The sequence below is a fragment of the Catellatospora sp. NPDC049133 genome (assembly GCF_040648455.1).
GTDB classification, from domain to species: Bacteria; Actinomycetota; Actinomycetes; order Mycobacteriales; family Micromonosporaceae; genus Catellatospora; species Catellatospora aurea.
This window is the reverse complement of sequence record NZ_JBEZDT010000027.1, coordinates 52224-71481: the sequence shown is the minus strand read 5'-3', so window position 1 is coordinate 71481 and position 19258 is coordinate 52224. Positions and strand designations below refer to the sequence as shown.

Annotated in this window: 20 protein-coding genes; 8 read left to right on the top strand and 12 right to left on the bottom strand. The window is 71.3% G+C overall.

What is annotated here, in order from left to right; translation table 11 throughout:
* Positions 1–19 precede the first annotated feature (19 nt).
* The 8 genes from AB0B35_RS28005 to AB0B35_RS27970 all read right to left on the bottom strand — a co-directional run bounded on the left by AB0B35_RS28005 (position 20) and on the right by AB0B35_RS27970 (position 8207).
* Positions 20–361 (bottom strand): hypothetical protein, encoded by a 342-nt coding sequence (locus tag AB0B35_RS28005; protein WP_361050593.1) that lies wholly within the window; start codon positions 359–361, stop codon positions 20–22.
* A gap of 61 nt (positions 362–422) precedes the next feature.
* Positions 423–995: a hypothetical protein gene (locus AB0B35_RS28000; RefSeq protein ID WP_361050590.1), complete on the bottom strand. Its 573-nt coding sequence runs from the start codon at positions 993–995 to the stop codon at positions 423–425.
* A complete protein-coding gene (locus AB0B35_RS27995; protein ID WP_361050587.1) occupies positions 992–2803 on the bottom strand; it encodes a M91 family zinc metallopeptidase in 1812 nt (603 codons plus the stop codon). The genes AB0B35_RS28000 and AB0B35_RS27995 overlap by 4 nt, the downstream gene beginning before the upstream one ends.
* A 17-nt stretch (positions 2804–2820) precedes the next feature.
* Complete coding sequence (locus AB0B35_RS27990) at positions 2821–3150, bottom strand: hypothetical protein (RefSeq protein ID WP_361050584.1); 330 nt, start codon at positions 3148–3150, stop codon at positions 2821–2823.
* A 221-nt stretch (positions 3151–3371) separates the two neighbouring features.
* On the bottom strand, positions 3372–4766 hold the full coding sequence (locus AB0B35_RS27985; protein ID WP_361050581.1) for a hypothetical protein: 1395 nt from the start codon (positions 4764–4766) through the stop codon (positions 3372–3374).
* Positions 4756–6033, bottom strand: a complete 1278-nt coding sequence (locus AB0B35_RS27980) for a TerB family tellurite resistance protein (protein WP_361050579.1) — start codon at positions 6031–6033, stop codon at positions 4756–4758. Before AB0B35_RS27980 ends, AB0B35_RS27985 begins: the two co-directional genes overlap by 11 nt.
* A 153-nt stretch (positions 6034–6186) precedes the next feature.
* On the bottom strand, positions 6187–6969 hold the full coding sequence (locus tag AB0B35_RS27975) for a LytTR family DNA-binding domain-containing protein (protein ID WP_361050576.1): 783 nt from the start codon (positions 6967–6969) through the stop codon (positions 6187–6189).
* Positions 6966–8207 carry a histidine kinase gene (locus AB0B35_RS27970; protein ID WP_361050574.1) on the bottom strand — a complete coding sequence of 414 codons (1242 nt, stop codon included), beginning with the start codon at positions 8205–8207 and terminating at the stop codon, positions 6966–6968. Before AB0B35_RS27970 ends, AB0B35_RS27975 begins: the two co-directional genes overlap by 4 nt.
* A gap of 212 nt (positions 8208–8419) precedes the next feature.
* Here AB0B35_RS27970 and AB0B35_RS27965 point away from each other — a divergent pair, with 212 nt between their 5' ends.
* From AB0B35_RS27965 to AB0B35_RS27945, 5 genes are all read left to right on the top strand, one after another.
* Positions 8420–9358: an aminoglycoside phosphotransferase family protein gene (locus tag AB0B35_RS27965; RefSeq protein ID WP_361050571.1), complete on the top strand. Its 939-nt coding sequence runs from the start codon at positions 8420–8422 to the stop codon at positions 9356–9358.
* 134 nt (positions 9359–9492) lie between these two features.
* Positions 9493–11004, top strand: coding sequence for a cation acetate symporter (locus AB0B35_RS27960; RefSeq protein ID WP_361050568.1), 1512 nt, complete (start codon positions 9493–9495; stop codon positions 11002–11004).
* Positions 11005–11014: 10 nt separating this feature from the next.
* Positions 11015–11410 carry a hypothetical protein gene (locus AB0B35_RS27955; RefSeq protein ID WP_360534900.1) on the top strand — a complete coding sequence of 132 codons (396 nt, stop codon included), beginning with the start codon at positions 11015–11017 and terminating at the stop codon, positions 11408–11410.
* A 74-nt stretch (positions 11411–11484) separates the two neighbouring features.
* The gene (locus AB0B35_RS27950; protein WP_361050565.1) at positions 11485–13047 is read left to right on the top strand and encodes an AMP-binding protein; all 1563 of its coding nucleotides are present in this window, start codon (positions 11485–11487) and stop codon (positions 13045–13047) included.
* Positions 13044–14618: an MFS transporter gene (locus AB0B35_RS27945; protein WP_361050562.1), complete on the top strand. Its 1575-nt coding sequence runs from the start codon at positions 13044–13046 to the stop codon at positions 14616–14618. Before AB0B35_RS27950 ends, AB0B35_RS27945 begins: the two co-directional genes overlap by 4 nt.
* Here AB0B35_RS27945 and AB0B35_RS27940 read toward each other — a convergent pair.
* Positions 14581–14871 (bottom strand): hypothetical protein, encoded by a 291-nt coding sequence (locus AB0B35_RS27940; RefSeq protein WP_361050559.1) that lies wholly within the window; start codon positions 14869–14871, stop codon positions 14581–14583. The two genes, AB0B35_RS27945 and AB0B35_RS27940, sit on opposite strands and share 38 nt — an antisense overlap.
* 235 nt (positions 14872–15106) lie before the next feature.
* Between AB0B35_RS27940 and AB0B35_RS27935 the strand changes: the two genes are divergently transcribed.
* Together AB0B35_RS27935 and AB0B35_RS27930 are read left to right on the top strand one after the other, a co-directional pair.
* A complete protein-coding gene (locus AB0B35_RS27935) occupies positions 15107–15328 on the top strand; it encodes a hypothetical protein (RefSeq protein WP_360534892.1) in 222 nt (73 codons plus the stop codon).
* Positions 15329–15427: 99 nt separating this feature from the next.
* Positions 15428–16681, top strand: coding sequence for a Clp protease N-terminal domain-containing protein (locus tag AB0B35_RS27930; RefSeq protein ID WP_361050556.1), 1254 nt, complete (start codon positions 15428–15430; stop codon positions 16679–16681).
* A gap of 24 nt (positions 16682–16705) precedes the next feature.
* On the opposite strand, the gene AB0B35_RS27925 is transcribed toward AB0B35_RS27930, so the two are convergent.
* The gene (locus AB0B35_RS27925) at positions 16706–17023 is read right to left on the bottom strand and encodes a hypothetical protein (protein WP_361050553.1); all 318 of its coding nucleotides are present in this window, start codon (positions 17021–17023) and stop codon (positions 16706–16708) included.
* Between the two features lie 92 nt (positions 17024–17115).
* Positions 17116–17226, bottom strand: coding sequence for an SHOCT domain-containing protein (locus AB0B35_RS27920; RefSeq protein ID WP_361050550.1), 111 nt, complete (start codon positions 17224–17226; stop codon positions 17116–17118).
* Between the two features lie 170 nt (positions 17227–17396).
* Between AB0B35_RS27920 and AB0B35_RS27915 the strand changes: the two genes are divergently transcribed.
* Positions 17397–18563 (top strand): endonuclease, encoded by a 1167-nt coding sequence (locus AB0B35_RS27915; protein WP_361050547.1) that lies wholly within the window; start codon positions 17397–17399, stop codon positions 18561–18563.
* Between the two features lie 12 nt (positions 18564–18575).
* Here the strand turns inward: AB0B35_RS27915 and AB0B35_RS27910 are convergent, their stop codons facing one another.
* Positions 18576–19256, bottom strand: a complete 681-nt coding sequence (locus AB0B35_RS27910; protein ID WP_361050544.1) for a DUF1345 domain-containing protein — start codon at positions 19254–19256, stop codon at positions 18576–18578.
* Between the last annotated feature and the right edge of the window lie 2 nt (positions 19257–19258).

The window sequence follows — 19258 nt, the reverse complement described above, 5'->3', positions numbered from 1 at the left end:
GAGCGGCGAGGGCGGGCGCTCACTGACGCTGCAGCACGGTCCCCACGCTGTCGGCCGCCGCCTCGCGTTCGCGCCGCCGCGCACGCGTCCCCAGCACGATGAACAGCGTCGCGACGAAGCCGAGCACCGCGCTGGCGATGACGGCTTGGAGCAGCTGCGCGGAAGTCTGCTCGACGGCGGCCGCGTGTGCCGCAGCCACGGCGGGGGTTGCGTCCTGCGGCGGGATGGACGTGCCCGCGTGATCGGCGAAAGCCAACAGGATCAGCGCCACCGCGGTGAGGTCCAGCCCGACGGCGGCGGCGAAGAACAGGTGAAAGCGGCGCACGCCGCGAGTGTGCCAGCCGCCGTCCAGCCGCGCCACAGCACGGCCACCGGTCCCGGCCCGTCAGCGGTGACGTGCCGCCCGGCGCGTCACCGCGATCTCACGGCACCGTGAACGGCTCGCCGCAGACGACGGTCTGCGGGCTGGCGGGCGGGTAGAGCCCGTCGGCCGCGGGCGGGTCGTCGTCGGTCACCTCGGTGAACCCGACGCAGAAGACCACGGTCCGGCCGCTCAGCGCGATCGGCGTGCCCTGGGCGGACGCCGGATGATCGGGCTCCACCTGGAGCGGCACCCGGAAACTGTCCGACCTGTCGGCACCCGGTTCGACCACGGAGCCGCGAATCCGCACGGTGGGCACGCGTACGCCGCCGCAGTCGCTGGTGTCCGGGGTCTGGCAGGGGTGGATGATGCGCTTCGACAGCTCGATCACCCCGTCCTCGCGGACACTGACCTCCACCGGCCCTCGCGACCACCCGGGCCGCTCCGGATCGGTCCAACCCCCGTCGTAGACCACCATCGGCGTATCGGACCGGTTGGCCAGCGTGTACTCGACCGCGACGTCGCCGCCCGCGACCGAGGTCCGCGCCGTCAGATCCAGGTCCGGGTCACCCGAGCAGGCGGCCAGCGCCGCGGTGACGAGCAGCAGCCCGGCGACACGGCGCGGTCCCGTCACCAGCCGTCCCCGGAGTAGGTGGCGTAGGTGTCGCGCTCGCGCATGCCCATCTCCCGGCGCAGCCCGTTCTCGGTGTACTGGATCGGGTGGTCGGGGTCGAGCTGGTCCGGCGTCGAGGAGTCGTCGTCGTGGTCGAAGGGCAGTCCTGTCGCCTGCCGCTCGCCCTTCCTGATGCCGTCGTCCGGCCCGCCCGCGATCAGGTCGGATTCGAAGGTGTCGTTCCAGTAGTCGTACACGTGCCCGAGCTCGTGGTAGAGCACCACCGACGGTCGGCCGCGCTCGGCGTCGAAGGTGAAGGCAGGGTTGTACTGGATGACCGAGTCCGAGTTGGCGAGTTTGTGGCCCTCGCTGGCGTAGCCGTTCTCGTCGTCGAGCTCCTTGATGGTCAGCGTGTTCTCGCCGAGCCAGAAGTTCGGGTCGCGCTTGTCCTGGAGGTTGTCCAGCATCTGCTGGCCGGTCGGCGAGGCGCGGTACATGTCGAGGTCGGCGAGCACCCGCTCCTTGAACTCGTCGGAGCCCTCGATCTTGATGAACTGCGCCTTGTCGCTGATCTCCACCTTGACGTCGGCGGCCACGCCGTCGACGGTGTCCTCGTCCTGCCGGTACGCGGTGTCCCGGCCGCCGCCCGCGGTGATGCTGTCCTTGCCGTGCCCGCCGTAGTAGACGTCGTCGCCGGTGCCTCCGGCGAGCTTGTCGTCGCCGTGGCCACCGGACACGACATCGTTGCCCGCGCCGCCGTGCAGCGAGTCGTTACCCTTCGCGCCTTCGAGGTAGTCGTCGTCCTCGCCGCCGGACAGTTGGTCGTCACCGCCCAGGCCGTACAGCGTGTCCTGGCCCGCGCCGCCGGACAGCACGTCATTGCCGTCCTGGCCGTCGATGTAGTCGATGCCGGCGCCGCCGGAGACGTAGTCGTCGTTGCGGCCGCCGTAGAGGTCGTCCGTCCCGCGCCCGCCGAAGATCTGCTCGGCGCCGTCACCGCCGCGGATGGTGTCGTCGCCCGCGCCGCCCAGCAGCGTCACGCGGATGTTGGAGCCCTTCGGCACCTCGATGGTGTCGTTGCCCTCACCGCCGCGGACGGTGACCGGGGTGCCCGGCGGGTACCAGTAGTCCGCGCCGTTGACCGAGACGATGACGTCGCCGGTCTTCGGGTCGATCCTGACCTTGACGTCGTCGTTTCCGGTGCCGGTGTTCACGACCGCCCGGCCGTCCACCATGATCACCGAAACGCCGTCGGTCGCCTCCGCGGGAAGCGTGAACGGGTCGGTGGTGCCCGTCGCGATCGCGCCCCAGTCGGCGGCGACGGCGTCCCAGCCCGACTTGTCGAAGCCGCTGAGTTGCTGGGCGAGCGCCTGCTCCAGCTCCTTGCGCAGCGTCGCGGCCTCGGCGACGGCGCCGTTGATCAGCTTCTGCTCCTGCTCGCTGCGGGGGTAGAACGTGCCGGCGACATCCCGGAACCGCACCTTGTCGTACTCGGCGTCGAGCAGCCCCTGGTAGCGCCGCAGCAGATCGGCGACGCCCTCGAGCTGGCCGGCGAGCTTGTCCGCGTTCGCCTGCAGCGCGTCCACGCCGGCCGTCAGCTTCGTCTTGTGGTTGACGTAGCTGTCGCGGGCCGGGCCCGACCACTGGGAGCCGACCAGCTTCTTGGCGTCGGCGTCGATGTCGTCGCCGAGAGCCGTGGCCGACTTGGCGAACCGCCGCCACGCCGACGCGGCGCTGTCGATCCGCCCCGGGTTGGCGTGCAGCTTCCAGGTCGATTCGGCCGCCGTGATCGGCGGGAAGTGCTCCTGGTCCTCCGGTGGAATCCCCATCGGCGACCTCCCCCTGGTCAGATCGGAATGTTGCGGTGTTTCTGCCGCAGCTTGCGCTCGGCTTCCTCGTCCGCCTGCTGGTAGGCGAAGGCCACCCGGAGCAGGCTCTCGTTGTCCACCTCGAGCACCGTGACCAGCCGCTCCGTCGCCGTGCCCGCGCTGCCCTCGACGCCGTGGTAGGCCTCGGTCTGCTTGCCGGCGTTCGACACGTTGCCGAAGTCGGACGTGGACAGCACCGCGTCGGCCCTGACGGCGCGCAGCGCCGCCGCGAGATCCTGCGAACCGTCCAGACAGGACTGCGCGACCCGCGCCAGCTCGACGGGATCGGCCCGTACCTCCCCGCTCATGGATGGCACCCTACAACGCGACGCCACCACGCTCCACCCGAGCTTTCTCGAGAAGCCGCTGCGGCTCGATCGATGACTGAGATCGCGACGATCTTGCATGAACTGTGGGTATGACACGCCCGTAACGGAAATATTTCAACAGTTCACGCAAGATCGTCGCGATCTTGGGGGTCAGCGAGGGTTGGGCCCACCGGTGCTCACGTCATGGCGCTAGGGGGTGATCACTGTTGCCCGGCGGGTTCGGCGAGGAGCAGCTCCCACTCCTTCTCCAGGGCCTTGTTGATGCGGTGGTCGCGAGCGACGGCCTCCTTGAACCAGGCCATGGTGGCGGGCGCCATGGCGAGGATCTGGTTGTAGTTGAGGGCCGCCGGGTTCATGCCGAACACCAGGCCGGTCTTGAGCAGCGTTCCCGAGGTGGCGATCGTGTGCCCGAGCAGCAGCATCGACGTGAGTTTGGCGTGCTCCAGCTTCCGCTGCGCCGCGCTGCCACCGGTGGCGTAGCTTCTGAGGAGCCAGTACCCGCGGATGACCGCGGACACGACGCCGGGCGTGATGCCCATGGTGAAGAAATGGCGCAGGTCGTAGCCGTTCCGGTACATCCAGCGGGCGACGTCGGTCCAGGGCAGCTTCTCGCCGGAGGTGCTCAACGCGAACGGGGAGCCGATCTGGCCGAGCTGGAGCAGGCTGAACAGCGGGGGAGGCAGGCCGGCGGGGGTGTAGACGTCCGAGAGCAGATGACGCGCCTGTTTGAGGAAGGCGCTGATCGGGCCGATCGGGTCGGCGACGTCGGGGACCTGGATCAGTTTGCCGAACTTGTCGATGTAGGTGCCGGTGCCATGCATCAGATCCGCCACGCCGAAGATGAAACCCAGCAGCGGGTCGTGGCCCAGGCTCTGGAGCCGGTGGGTACGCGTGCTCATGCCGCTGACCAGATCTCCGGTCGCCTTGGTGTGAGCGGCGTCGTAGGGCACCTTGGCCAGCTTCTCGAACTTCTTGAAGAAGCGCTGGTGAATGGCGTCTGCGCGTTCCTTGTCCTGGAGCCACTTGGTGAGCGGCGATCCCGTCTGCTCCTTGTCGAGGAACTTCATGTCCTTGGGGATGCGGACGAGGACGATGTCGAGGAGGGTCGCCAGGAAGCCGGCGGTCAGGACGACCGCCCAGTCGGCCTCGTCCCAGCTGATGTCGCCGTGTTCCTCGGCATAGCGGCGCAGGCTGCTTGCCAGCCGGCTCGCGGGCAGGACCTGTTGGAGCGGGTCGCGGGTCAGATCGACGCCCAGCAGGTCCAGCCGGGCTTGGGCAAGCGTGACGAGCTGATCGAAGTCGCCGTCATCGGGGACGATGGGCACGGCGTAACGGGGACGGCCCGGTGCCTCGACGATCGCGGGTGTCACGGGGCTCGGCTGGGCCGGTACGGCGATGCCCATCGCCCGGAGCTGGGCGCGCACCGCGTCGAACTCGGATTCGACCGAATCCAGGGAGTCGCTGACGCGGCGTTCCCGTTCGAGGACATCCCTGAGGTCGAAGTCCACCTGGTCGAACAGGCTGCGCAGCTCGGTCAGCGTGACGTCCTGGTATGCCACGACCGCGGCAGCGGCCGAAAGCTGGTCACCCGACACGCAGCGGCTCCCGCCGCTCGAATGCGTCCTGGCTGGTCTGCAGATTCGTCAGGGCCAGCTGGAAGGCGGCCAGTTCGGCTCGGAGCACGAGGAGCCGCTCCTCGTTCCTCGTGGTCTGGGCGAGGGACGCCTCCATCCGGTGCGCGAGCCCCGCGATGTCGTCGGTGAGCTCGGCCATCGCCTGCTGGTGGTTCTTGATGACCTGCTGGATCAGGTGCTCGCGCCGCTTCTCGCGCTCACGTTCGTTGACGGACAGCACGTAACGCGCGCCCTGGTGCACCGCGACCCCGAGGATCACCACCGTGCCGATCCCGGTGGCCATCGCGCTCAGGCCCAGCAGGCCGCCGAATCCCAGGGCTGCCAGGCCCGAGGTGATCCCCGCCCCGCTCAGACCGGACACGCTGCCGGCGAGGCTGATGGCGGTGATCGGGGCGCCGAACGCGGCCGCCTTCGCCGCGATGTCCTTGGTGGTGGTCTCCAGCTGGCTGGTCGTGATCTTGCCGGAGGCGAACTCCTCCTCGGTGGTCACGAGCCGTTCGGTCGCCTGCACGACCTTGTCCGCAGACCCCGGGAACACGAGTCCTGCCACCAGCGCGATGCGCTCACGCTCGACGTCCGCGGCGTGCCTGTCGGCGCGCGAGATCCGCACCAGATCGCGCACCAGCAAAGTGAAGATCGGCTCACGCTGCTCCTCTTCGAGCAGGTCGTGCAATTGCCGGGACAGCTCCACCGTGATGTCGGTGAATGCCGCGTCGCGCGCCGCGTCGCGTTGCGCCCCGGTGATTTCCGCGCGCAGCTCCGATCGCGCTTCGCCGGCCAAGCCGATCGTCGATGCGAACAGGTACAGATTCGCGATCTCGCGCGGGTCGAGTAGGGAGTCGACCAGCGCCAGGCTCACCAATACCCGGCAATAGAGCAGCTTCGCGTCGACGCTGAGGGCGGACAGGTCGGCGGGAGTGTCGCGGCCGCGTGCCGTACGCGCCGCCAGGCCGTCCTTGACCTCCACGACCTTGGCCTTCACCTGCTCGGCGGATTGCTTCGCCTTGTCCTGGGCATCGCCGGCGACCTCGGCGACACGCTGCCGTGCGGCGCTGGTGCTGTCGGCGAGCTTGCGTCCGGCCGCACCGGCCACGTCCTTCAGACGTCCGAGCCCAAGCTCGCGAGGATCCATTGCCGTCCCTTTCGCGTCACCATTCGAGATCGATCTCCGCGTAGGCCACACGTCGATCCTGCGGATCTGGGCTGCACCATTTCCGGCCTCGCCCATCGCGCAACAATACGGATGATCGGAGCTTCGGCGATGCCGCCGGTGATCTATAAACCGGTCATCCGAATGGACTGGCGCACCTCGACGGTGCGCGACGAGCAGGCGGGTTCGGCGACCCGATCGTCGGGCGGCGCGCGGCACTGCCGCGAACTGTCAGCCCCAGTGCTGCTTGGCCGGGCGGATGAGGCGGTCCTTGAGCACGCGGGTATGCCGGCGGGCCACCGGCAACTGGTGCCCGCCGACGGAGACGACGTAGCCGGAACCGGTCAGGCGCAGCTCGGTGACCAGGTCCAGGCGTACCAGGTAGGAGCGGTGGATGCGCAGGAAACCGGCGTCGGTCCAGCGCTCCTCGAGCTGGGTCAGCGACACGCGCACCAGGTGCGAGCCGTCGGTGGTGTGCAGGCGGGCGTAGTCGCCCTGCGCCTCCACCCAGCACACCGACGAGCGGGGCAGCAGCCGCACCACGCCGCCCAGCTCCACCGGGATCATCGGGTCCCCGCCCGCGGGGGTGGCCTCGGGCGGCGCGGCGGGCCGGTCCTCGACGGCGGCGCGTTCGGACAGCACCCGGCGCAGCGATTCGGCGATGCGCTCGGCGCGCACCGGCTTGCGCACGTAGTCGACCACGCCCAGGTCGAAGGCGTCGGCGGCCCGGTCGTCGTACGCGGTGACGAAGACGACGGCGGGGGAGCGGGCGAATCGTTGCAGGACCCGGGCCAGGTCCATGCCGTCCAAGCCGGGCATTCGGATGTCGAGGAACGCCACGTCGACGTCGTTCTCGTGCAGCACCCGCAGGGCTTCGGCGGCGTCGGCGGCGCTGTGCACGTACTCGACACGCGGGTCGTTGCGCAGCAGGTAGAGCAGTTCGTCGAGGGCCGGGGGCTCGTCGTCGACGGCCAGCACCCGCAGCCGCGGCGGAGTCGCGGGCCGGCCGGTCATGTCCGCCTCCCGTCGCGCCCGCCGGCGGGCCGGCCGCCCGGCGCGATCGTCGGCTCGCTCATCACGGCACCGCCGCGGAACTTCGGGATGCGCAGGCTGACCCGGGTGCCGGCCTGCGGCGCGGTCTCGACGACCAGGCCGTACGCGTCGCCGAACACCGCGCGCAGCCGGTCGTCGACGTTGCCCAGGCCGACGTGCTGGCCGCCGTCGCCGTCGGCGGTGCCGTCGCCGTCGAGCAGCACCGCCGGGTCCATGCCCACGCCGTCGTCCTCCACGATGATCTCGCAGTCCGCGCCCGCGTCCGCGGCGATGATCCGGATCGTGCCCACCCCGGGCTTGGGGTGCAGCCCGTGCCGGACCGCGTTCTCCACCAGCGGCTGCAGGCACAGGAACGGCACCTCCACCGGCAGCACCTCGGGCGCGACCCGCAGCCGCACCTGGAGGCGTTCGCCGAAGCGTGCGCGTTCGATGGTCAGGTAGCGGTCGATCGAGCGCAGCTCCTCGGCCAGGGTGGTGAACTCGCCGTGCGCGCGGAAGGAGTAGCGGGTGAACTCGGCGAACTCCAGGATCAGCTCGCGGGCCCGCTCGGGGTCGGTGCGGACGAACGAGGCGATCGCGGTCAGCGCGTTGTAGACGAAGTGCGGGCTGATCTGCGCCCGCAGCGCCCGCACCTCGGCGCGGGCGGACCGGGCCCGCTCCTCCTGCAGTTCGGCCAGTTCCAGTTGCAGCCCGGCCCAGTGCGCGGTTTCGAGGACCACGCGGACCAGGCCGGGCGTGGGTCGCGCCTCGGTGACGGCGATCAGCGCCGCACCCGTACCCCCGTCGGGTTTGGAGACCGGGGCGGCGACCGCACCGCGCACCGGGCAGTCCAGGCGCACGCACGTCAGCTCCTGGGGCCGCAGCAGCACCGGCCGGCCGCTGGACAGGGCCCGCTGCGCCGCGGCCAGCAGCGCCTCGCGGTGGTGGCCGCCCGCGCCGTCGTGGGCCAGGAAACCGCTGCCGTCGGCCAGTGCCAGCCCGGCCGCGCCGACCAGGGTGCGCAGGTGCCGCAGCGCGGCGGCGGCCGTCTCGTCGCGCAGGCCCTGCCGCAGCGGCTCGCTGGCCAGCGTCGCCAGGTGCAGCACCTGGTACGTGGCGCGCTCCTCCGGGGTGACGACTCGGCGCCGCCCGCGCATCATCACCACCGCGGTCGCGGCGATGACGGCCGCCACGGCGGCGGCGCCCAGCGCGGGGTACATGGCAGCGATCGTGCCACGCCCCGCCGCCGCGCTCCACCCCCGGCCCGACGCCCGCTCGATCATCCGACTTGCCGGGCACCCGTGCGTATCTTGGACCGCGATACGCCCGTATGCCTGGCAAGTCGAGTGATCTTGAGAGGTGATCAGCCGCCGTCCACCGACCGAGGGATAACGGGCTGCGGCCGTGGACTCGCCGATGCGACGATCCAGCGATGGTGGTGGCGAGCGGAGTGCGTATCGGCTGGGCGGACGTGCCGGAGCACGTTCAGGCGCGGGTGGAGTCGATCCTCGGCGACCGAGTCGTGTCCGCGTACTCGCAGCGCGGCGGGTTCTCGCCCGGCACCGCCGACCGGGTGCGCACCGCGTCCGGCGGCCGGGCCTTCGTGAAGGCCGTCAGCCCTGCGCAGAACGAGCGCTCGGTGCAGCTGCTGCGTCGGGAGGCGCTGGTCGCCGGGGCGCTGCCCGCGGGCATACCCGCTCCGCGCCTGCTCGGCTGGCATGACGACGGTGAATGGGTCGCGCTGGTGCTGCAGGACGTCGAAGGCAGGCACCCGGTCACCCCGTGGACGGCGGCCGAACTCGACGCCGTGCTCGGCACGCTGCGGATGCTGGCCGACGGCACGACCCCGTGCCCGATGCCCGAGTTGCCGACGGCGGCGGTATCGCTGGGCAAGGACCTGTCCGGCTGGGAGCGGCTCGCGGCCGACCGGCCCGACGACCTCGACCCGTGGGCCGCGGCGCGCCTGCCGGAACTGGTCGCACTCGGGGCCGCGGGGGTGGCGGCACTGGCGGGCGACACCGTCGCGCACACCGACCTGCGCGCCGACAACCTGCTGGTTGGCCCGGACGGCGCGGTCACCGTGGTCGACTGGCCGTGGGCGTGTGTCGGCCCGGCCTGGCTGGACACCGCGATGCTCATGGTGAACGTGAACCTGTTCGGCGGCCACGACGTCGACGCGCTGCTGACCGCGTACGCCGTGCCGCTCGGCGCGGACCCGGCCGAGGTGACCGCGCTGCTGGCCGGGATGACCGGCTACTTCCTCGACGCCTGCCGCCAACCCCCACCGCCCGGCCTGCCGACGGTCCGCGCCTTCCAGCGCGCTCAGGGCGAGGCCACGCTGCGCTGGCTACGCACCCGCCTTTCCTCTTGATCCCGGCATACCCGCAGCTCAAACGGCCGCAGCGTTAAGAAGGTGCCCTTCCTCTACGTATCTGGTTTGTAAGGTGCCCTTCCTTCGTTCCGGAGCTGGTGGGTTGGGGTGGGGGTCGGTAGGATCATGCGGCTGTGAATGCCTATGCGCTGTTCGCGATCGCGACCGTCACCGTGGCGACGGTCGCCATCGGCGCGTGGGGGATACGGCTGGTGCGGGGCACGTCGGATCTGCTCGTGGCGTCGCGCATGGTGAGTCCGACGCAGAACGCGGCAGCCATCGGCGGGGAGTACCTGTCGGCGGCGAGCTTCCTCGGGGTCGCGGGGCTGATCCTGGCGTACGGCGCGCAGATGCTCTGGTATCCGGTCGGGTTCGCGGCGGGGTATCTGGCGCTGCTGCTGTTCGTGGCCGCGCCGCTGCGGCGGTCGGGGGCGTTCACGCTGCCGGACTTCTGCGAGGCGCGGCTCGCCTCGCCCCGGCTGCGGCGGCTGGCGACGGCGTTCGTGCTGTTCATCGGGTGGTTCTACCTGCTGCCGCAGTTGCAGGGCGCGGGGCTCACGTTCCGGATCGTGACCGGTGCGCCGAGCTGGGTCGGGGTGGTGCTGGTCGGGGCGGTGGTGACCGGCAACGTCGCGTTCGGCGGGATGCGCTCGGCGACGTACGTGCAGGCGTTCCAGTACTGGCTGAAGCTGACGGCGATCGCGGTGCCCGCGTTCTTCCTGCTGGCCCGGTGGGACGACGACGGGAGGCCGGCGATCCCGGTCGACGACGCGTGGCTGGCCCCGTCCGGCGGCATGGTCGCCACGTACTCGCTGATCCTGGCGACGTTCCTGGGCACCATGGGCTTGCCGCACGTGCTGGCCCGGTTCTACACCAACCCCGACGGCGGCTCTGCCCGGCGCACCACCACCATCGTGCTCGGCCTCGTGGGGCTGTTCTACCTGTTCCCGACCGTGTACGGGGTGCTCGGCCGGGTCTACACGCCCGAGCTGGCCACCGGGCGCAACGACACGGTCGTGCTGCTGCTTCCGGCGGCCGCGCTCGGGCCGGGTCTGGCTGCCGACGTGCTCGGCGCGCTGGTCGCGGCGGGCGCGTTCGCCGCCTTCCTGTCCACCTCGAACGGGCTGCTCACCAGCGTCGCCGGGGTGCTCGCCAACGACGTGCTGGGGCGGGGGCGGCTGGCCGTCTGGGGGCCGCTGCCGCTGTTCCGGGCCGCGGCGCTGTTCGCGGGCGCGGTGCCGATGGGCCTGGCGCTGGCGGTGCACGGGCTGAACGTGTCGCAGGTCGTCGGGCTGGCGTTCGCCGTGGCCGCGTCGAGTTTCTGCCCGATGCTGGTGCTCGGCATCTGGTGGCGGGGGCTGACCGCGGCGGGTGCGGCCGCGGGCATCCTGGCCGGGGGCGGCAGTGCCGTCGTCGCCGTACTGTGGACGATCTTCCTGCCGCCCGCGCCGGGCCTGGCCGCGGACCTGCTGGCGCAGCCCGCCGCGTGGACGGTGCCGCTGGCGTTCGCGGTGATGGTGTCGGTGTCGCTGGCGACCCGGCGGCGGGTGCCCGGGGCGGTCGGCGCGATGCTGCTGCGCCTGCACGCGCCGGAGACCCTGCACACCCCGCAGACGCAGCGCGAATCCGAAACATCGCGGTTGTAGCGTGGCTGCCGTGGGTGATCGGGTACGGGTCGACCTCGCCGCGCACCGCCGCGTCCGGCCGCGCCCCGGGGCGCACGACGAGCTGGTCGAGCAGACGCCGATGGGCGACGCGCTGGTGCGGGAACTGATGCGGGTGCAGCTCGGCCTAGCGCTGCGGCTGGCCGCGGTCGTCGCGGTCGCGCTCGGCGGGCTGCCGCTGCTGTTCAGCCTGTGGCCCGCCGGCACGCACGTGTCCGTGGCCGGGATGCCGCTGCCCTGGCTGCTGCTGGGCGTCGTGTCGTTTCCGTTCCTCGCCGGGGCCGGCCTGGTCTACACCCGGCTCGCCGAACGCAACGAGGCCGACTTCGCCGCGCTCGTCGGCCGCCCGGTCGATCGGGCCACCGGCTCCGAGCTGTCGTCGCCGTGACATCGAAAGATCTAGACGCGCTGACTCACCGCCGCTAGTGTGACCTTTCTGACCTCTCAGAAGGGGCCTCGGCTGTGGACAACGACGTGGCAGCCCGCAGTTATGTGTGGCGTGCGCTGGACCAGTTCGCCGGTTACTCAGACGCCGAGGCCATCCGCGCCCCCGGCCGCACCCTGACCTATCAGGAGCTGCGCACCGCGGTGCTGACCATGGCGAACGCCCTGCACGAGCAGGGGGTGCACGCGGGCACGTCGGTGGCGATCCTGGTCGGCAACCCGCACGAGGCGATCTTCCTGCAGCTGGGTCTGCATCTGCTGGGCTGCCGTTCGGTGTGGATGATCCCGTCGGCGCCGCACCGGCACCGGGTCGAGTTCCTGCGCCTGGCCGAGGCGGACGTGTTCGTCTACGACGCCCGCACCCACGACCAGCTCGGCCGCGAGCTGCTGGCCGAGGTGCCGCACCTGTCGGTGCTGTGCTTCGGCGGCGGTGGGCTCGGGCCCGACCTGCTCGCCCGCCCGCTGTCCGACGAGCCGCCGATCGGCCGGGACGGCCCGGACGCCGAGCCGCACTCGCTGTTCCAGACCGGCGGCACCACCGGCACGCCGAAGCTGGTGCTGCACCGGCACTCGTTCTTCCGGACCCTGATGCTGTTCTCCGACCACTGGACCGCCTCCGGCGGGCACCACCTGCGCCACCTCGCCGTGTCGGCGTTCTGGCACGTCAGCGCGCAGGTGCCGGTGCTGATGACGCTGTTCACCGGCGGCACCCTGGTCATGCACGACCGGTACGACACGCAGCCGTTCCTCGACGCGATCGCCCAGGACCGGATCACCAGCATCCTGCTCCCGCCGCCGCTGCTCTACCAGCTGCTCGACGACCCGCGCCTGGCCGACACCGACACCAGCACCCTGCAGATGATCTCGTGTGGCGGCAGCGCCGCCGCGCCCGCCCGGCTCGCCCAGGCCGTCGAGCGCTTCGGGCCGGTCCTGCGCCCGGTGTACGGCATGACCGAGGCGCCTTTCATCACCGCCCAGCCCAACCTCACCGTCGACCCCGCGCACCCGGAACGGCTCGGCTCCTGCGGGCTGCCGTTCGGCGACATGCGGGTCGAGATCCGCGCCGCCGACGGCAGTGTCCTGCCCGCCGGGGAGACCGGCGAGGTGTGGATCAGCGGCAGCCTGATGATGGACGGCTACTTCGGTGAGCCCGGCCTGACCGCGCAGACCCTGTCCGGCGGCTGGCTGCGCACCGGCGACGTCGGCCGCCTCGACGCCGACGGCTACCTGTTCCTGGTCGACCGCCTCAAAGACATGATCATCACCGGGTACGGGTCCACGAACATCTACACCCGCCCCGTCGAGGACGCGCTCGTCGCGCACCCGCAGGTCCGCGCGGCGGCCGTCATCGGCGTGCCGGCCGACGACACCGGCGAGGCCGTGCACGCGTACGCCGTCGTCGAACCCGGCTCCGGCGTCACCCCCGACGAGGTGCGTGACTTCGTCATCGGCGAGCTCAACGAGATGTGGGCGCCACGCACCGTCGAATTCGTCGACAGCCTGCCACTGACCGCCATGGGCAAGATCGACAAGAAGGAGCTGCGGGCCCGTTACCTGGCCACGGCCCCGGCGACGGCGTGACCGCCGAGGCCGTCCCGCGCCGCCGCGGCGGCCTCGTCGGCGTCCTGCTCGCCGAGACGATCTCGCAGGTCGGCACGAAGATGACCTTCGTGGCGCTGCCGTGGCTCGTGCTCGTCGAGACCGGCAGCCCCACCATGATGGGCCTGGTCGCCGCCGCCGAGATGGTGCCGTACGTGGCCGTCGGCGTGCTCGGCGCGCCGTGGATCGACCGGCTCGGCGCGTGGCGGGTCACCGTCGACGCCGACCTGCTCAGCGCCGTCGCGCTGATGGGCCTCGTGCTCGGCTACCGCGACCTCGGGTTCGCGGCGCTGCTGGCGCTCGTCGCCGTCGCGGGCGGGCTGCGCGGGCTCAGCGACCGGGCGCGGGCCGTGCTGCTGCGGCCGATGATCAAGCAGGCGGGGGCTGAGACGACCCGGATCACCGGACTGTACGACGGCATCGGCCGGTTGACCACGCTGATCGGGGCGCCGGTCGGCGGGCTGCTCATCGCGTGGACGGACCCGCTGACCGTGATGGGCGTGGACGCGGCCACGTTCGCGGCGTCGGGGCTGATCGTCGCGGCGCTGGTGCGGATGCCGCCGCCGGCGGTCGCATCGGACGAACCCGCCCCGCGCGAGCCGTACCTGGAGTCGCTGCGGGGCGGGTTCGGCTACCTCAGGCACGACCGGCTGATCCTGGGCGTGCTGGTGATGCTGTTCGTCAGCAACCTGGCCACGCAGGCGCACCAGGTGGTGTTCGTGCCGCTGTGGGTCAGCCAGCGGCTGGGCACACCGGCCGGGCTGGGCGTGGTGTTCGGGTCGTTCGCGCTGGGGGCGGTGGTCGGCAACGTCGCGTTCACCGCGATGGCGAAGCGGCTGCCCCGGTATCTGACGCTGACGGCGGGATACCTGGTCGGCGGTGCGCCGCGGATGCTGGTGCTGGCGTTCGCCGACGAGTTGCCCGTGGTGGTGACGGTGCTGTTCCTGTCGGGCGTCGGGCTGGCGGCGGTGAACCCGATCATCGGGGCGGTGCTGTACCAGCGGGTGCCGGTGGCCTACCAGGCACGGGTGTTCGGGCTGGCGGCGGCGTTCGCGTACGCGGGACTGCCGGTCGGGAGCCTGGTCGGCGGTTGGCTGGCGCAGGGGGTGGGGCTGACCGCCGGCTTGGTGGTGTGCGGACTGGTGCTGCTGGCCGCGACGCTGAGCCCGGTGTTCGGGTATCGGACGTGGAAGCAGCTCGACGACACCAGCACCGCGTTCGACGTGCCGGAGACGGTGCCGCCGTTGACGGTGACGCTGGCATACGCCGACGGGACCTGGCGGCTCCTGGCGACCCGAGGGCGGACTGAGCTGGCCGCGCCGCGCGAGCTCGACACGGCCGCGGCGCTGCGTACCGTGGGCGCGCTGGAGGTCCCCGAGGCGTACGCCGCCGCGGAGCGCATCGTCGCCGGCGAGCGCGAGCAGGCCAAGGCGGAAACCGACCGGCTGCGGGCACTGCTCGCCGACGCGCAGGCGAGACTCGCCAGGCTGGACGTCGGGTATCCGGCCCCCGAGCTCACTGCGCCCGGTGAGCCACGACCTCCCCAGCGCTGATCTGGGGCGGGTTCGGCAGCAGCGCCGCCAGGTTGTCCTTCACCCAGTCCGCCGCCATCCGGTTCGACTCGTCCGCGCCGTCCCGGCTCGCGAAGACGCTCGTCGACACCATCACGCCGTTTCCGGCATCGACCCAGTAGTAGGCGAGCAGACCCGGAACGGCGCTGATGATCGGGACGAACCCCTCCGCCACGCGTCGTGCCGCCTCACGGGGGTCGGTCACTCCTTCGTAACGACGTACGGTCGCATACATATGAACCTCCCTCCTGAGTTCGATTCTGGCATGGTGTGGTCCCGGATTCTGCTGCATAGACGCTTGTCAGATCGTGGCTGTCTGCCGTTTCGGCAGGTCAAGGGGTTGCGTCGCATCGCCTTGCACCGCGGTGCGCCATCCGTTCCGGGCCGATCGGCAGCGCCCGCGACGGTGGTGAAAGGATCTCGGGGTGGGTCCGGCTCCCCATCGGACCACTGACGACGAAGGAGTTGCCATGCCGGTTTCCGCCGACCTCGCCAAGCTGCTGGACAAGGAGTACCAGGACAAGCCCCTGGAGGAGATCGTCAACGCGCCGGTCGCCGCGCTCGCGGGTGTGAGCGAGCGTGCCGCCGCCGCGATCAAGGACGCGCTGGGCGTCAAGACGATCGGCGAGCTGGGCCGCAGCCCGTACTTCCGCGCTGCCCGGGCCATCGTCGACCTGACCGACGCCAAGTAGTCGCGTCGCGGGCCGGCCACCGGTGACGGTGGCCGGCCCACGCCTACCCCCCGGCCTTTCGCGACTGTGGCAGGATGCGCGGGACCCAGGGGAGGGGCCATGCTCAACCGGTTGACCGAGGAGGCGCGACAGGCGCTGGTGATGGCGCAGCAGGCGGCACGCGGCCTGCGTTACGACAGCCTCGACAGCGGCACACTGCTCCTCGGCCTGCTCACCGACCACGCCGACGCCGCGATCCGGGCACTGGCGCAGCAGGGCATCACCTTCGAGGCGGTACGCGGCGAGCTGCAGTCCCGCCGTCCGCCGAGCCACCCGGCCGAACGCAAGGGCGCGGTGCCCTACACCGCCGAGGCGAAGGCGTTGCTCGACGCGGCCTTCGGGCACTCTCATCGGCTCAAGCACGACGGCGTGCTGCGCACCGGGCACCTCGTGCTGGCGATGGCCCGCCGGCCGGAATGCGCGGCGGCGCAGATCATGCGAGCTCTGGGCGCCGACTTCGCCGTGATCGAACTGGCGGTGACCGCGAACCACGTGCCATCGCTTCCCGAGCCTGACCTGGAGCTTTCGGACGAATTCCGGGCGATGCTCGTCCATCAGGCCGGCCTCGCCTGGCCGAGGCCACGGATCCACCTGCTGTCGGGCCTCGTCACCATGCTCTGGTATCTGGGCACCCTGGCGCTGCTCGTCGCGGCGAGCCCCCCGTCGCTCGGCCCGGAACTCGTCATCGGTCTGACCGCCGTCATCCTGCTGCCGGTCTTGCTGGTGCACGCCATCCGCCTGCGGTGGACGCGCCGCTCGACGCCCGCCGGCGTCGGCGTGGCGCCGTGCCCGCCGGAGCTGACGGCGCTGGTGGCCACCTGGGGCATCACCGACTTCGCGATCTGGCTTCGCAACGACTACCGCCTCGACGACCACGCGATCCGCATCGGCTCCTGGGCGCGCATCGGCGTCTCGCGGGAGGTCTTCCACCGGCCCGCCGAGTCCGGCTACGTGATCGCCCACGAACTCGCCCACCTGCTGCGCCACGACCCGGCCCGGGGCGTGGCCGCCCGATGGCTGGAGCGCAGCCTCATCCTGCCCGCCGTCCTCACCTTCACGCCATGGATCTGGGGCGTCGCCGCCGCGAGCATCCTCCTGCACCGGGTGGTGAACAACTGGACGGCCGAACTCGGCAGCGACCACATCGCGGTGACGCTCCACGGTCCTGGTCAGATGGCGTCGTGGGTGAAACGTACCTTCACGTCGACCGCCTGGCCGTCGACCACCCACCCGCCCTATGCCTGGCGGCTGTGGCTGGCCCGACGAAGCCGCGGCCCGGTGTACGGCCCGAAGCCCGACCTCCTCGAACCGTGACCATGGTGATCACCGCTCGTGGCGTCAAGGCGGCGACACCGGTCTGACGATCATGATCCTGCCGTGGCGGCGGAAGCGGGGCGCGCGGTACTCCACGACCGTCTGCGCGCCCAGCTCGACGACGGCGCTCGCCTCGGCCTGGCCGAAGGGCTCGCCGTTCCTGTGGACCACCCGCACCCCGACCCGGTGCGGACCGGCGGCGACGGACACGGTGTGGGTGCCCCAGCTCTGGATGAGCTGGTCCACCCCGTCGATGCACAACCGCGGCGTGCTCGTCCGGTACACCCGAGTGAGGTGCGGGTGGGCCAGCGTCACCCGCAGCGTTCCCTGCCCGATCGACACGATCACTCCCCTCCGGCACCATTGTCTCCGCGACAGGCCGACCGCGGGCCTGATCGCCGTCGTCGCCGGGCGAGCGGCGGGAGACGGCGGCGTCACGCGCCCAGGATGCGCGCCTTCTGAGCCTCGTACTCCGCGTCGCTCAACGCGCCGGCCTGCTTGAGCCGGTGCGGCTTCTCCAGCAGGACCACCGGATCCTCGCCCACTCTCTTCGCCAACCAAGGGGGCGTCACCGCAGCGGGTGGGCCCCTCATCACGCTATGACCAAACTGGAATGGATCCCGGACCAGTGCGAACGCGTTCCGGGAGAGTGAACTGTCTTGATGCGACAGCTCGGCTCTTCTGCCCGTGCGCCGCGACCCATAGCATTCTGGCCATGAATATGTCGAAGCTGACTTCCGTCGGCGGCAAGCGGCTCGTCGCCGCGCTGGCCGCCGCGGTCGCCGTCGCCACGGGCGTCGCCACCATGTCGGCTTCGGCGGCGGCCCCGCTGACAGTGGTGGCCGCACTGTCCGCACAGGACGGACGCACCGCGACCGTGCTCGGCTACATCGTCGGGCAGCCCACCGCGACGAACACGGTGATCAAGTCCGGGTTCACCGGCGACACCGCGATCGCCATCGCCGACTCGGCCGCCGAGTCGAGCACCTCACGCATGCTGTACGTGCAGGTCACCGCCGCCTACCGCAGTGCCTTCGGGCTGCAGAGCAACCCCGGGCTGATGGGCCGGCAGGTGACCGTCACCGGGACGCTGACGGCGTACTTCTCCCACGGCGGGCTCAAGGACCCGACCGCGATGAGCCTCGGCGGCGGCTCGACCCCGTCGCCCGCGCCCAGCACGTCGAGCGGACCGTACGACCCGACGTACTACGCGAGCGCGCTCGGCAAGACCGGCCCGGCGCTGCGCACCGCGCTGCACAACATCATCAAGGTGCAGACGAAGATCACGTACGCGCAGGTGTGGGACGGGCTCAAAGCCACCGACCAGGACCCCAACAACGCCAACAACGTCATCCTCATCTACAGCGGGCGCTCGCAGAGCAAGACCACCAACGGCGGCGGGGTGAACGACTGGAACCGCGAGCACGTCTGGGCGCAGTCGCACGGCGACTTCGGCACCGCGACCGGACCCGGCACCGACCTGCACCACCTGCGGCCCGAGGACGTGACGGTCAACTCCACCCGCGGCAACAAGGACTTCGACCTCGGCGGCTCCGCGGTGGGCGAGGCGCCCGGCAACTACACCGACACCGACTCGTGGGAGCCGCGCAACGCGGTCAAGGGCGACGTCGCCCGGATGCTGATGTACATGGCCATCCGGTACGAGGGGGAGGACGGCTGGCCGAACCTGGAGCTGAACAACTCGACCAGCAACGGTTCGGTGCCGTACATCGGCAAGCTGTCGGTCCTGCTGCAGTGGAACCTGCAGGACCCGCCGGACGCCTTCGAGAAGCGCCGCAACCAGGTCATCTTCGACAGCTGGCAGGGCAACCGCAACCCGTTCATCGACCACCCGGAGTGGGCGACGGCGATCTGGGGCTGACCGCCGGGGTGGTCAGCGGACCAGGCCGGCGATGAGGTTGATGGCGCCCGCCACGATGACCACCCCGAACAGGTACGCCACCAGCGCGTGCACCAGCACGGTCCGCCGCACCCGCCGGTCGCGCAACGTCGTGTCCGACACCTGGTACGTCATCCCGATGGTGAACGCAACGTACGCGAAGTCGCGGTAGTCGGGCTGGTCGGACTGCTCCGAGCCGAACTGGATCGCGCCGCCCGGCGAGCGGAAGTACAGGTGCGCGTAGCGCAGCGTGAACACCGTGTTGACCACGACCCACGAGACCAGCACCGTCGACCCGGCGATCACGACGTACAGCCCGCGCAGCGAGCCGCTGGACAGCCCGGCCAGGCGCAGCGCGACGAACACCCCGGTCAGGCTGGCCACGCTGGCGGCGAGCAGCAGCAGCGTGGCGGAGCCGCGGGTCTCGTCCTCCCGTACCGCGAGCTTGCGGGTGGCAGCGCCGTTCGCCCGGAGAATCATCGGCCAGGTCGCGATCAGGAAGGTCAGCGCCATCACGTTCCAGCCGCCGATCGCGGCCAGCTCCCAGGTCGTGGCCATCGCCAGCCCCGCCCCCGCCAGCAGCCCGAGGCAGGCGACGACGGCCGCGCGCCGCAGCGCGGGGGCGTGCCAGCCGAGCCAGCGGTGGTAGAACGTCGGGGACGGTATGCCGGGCATGC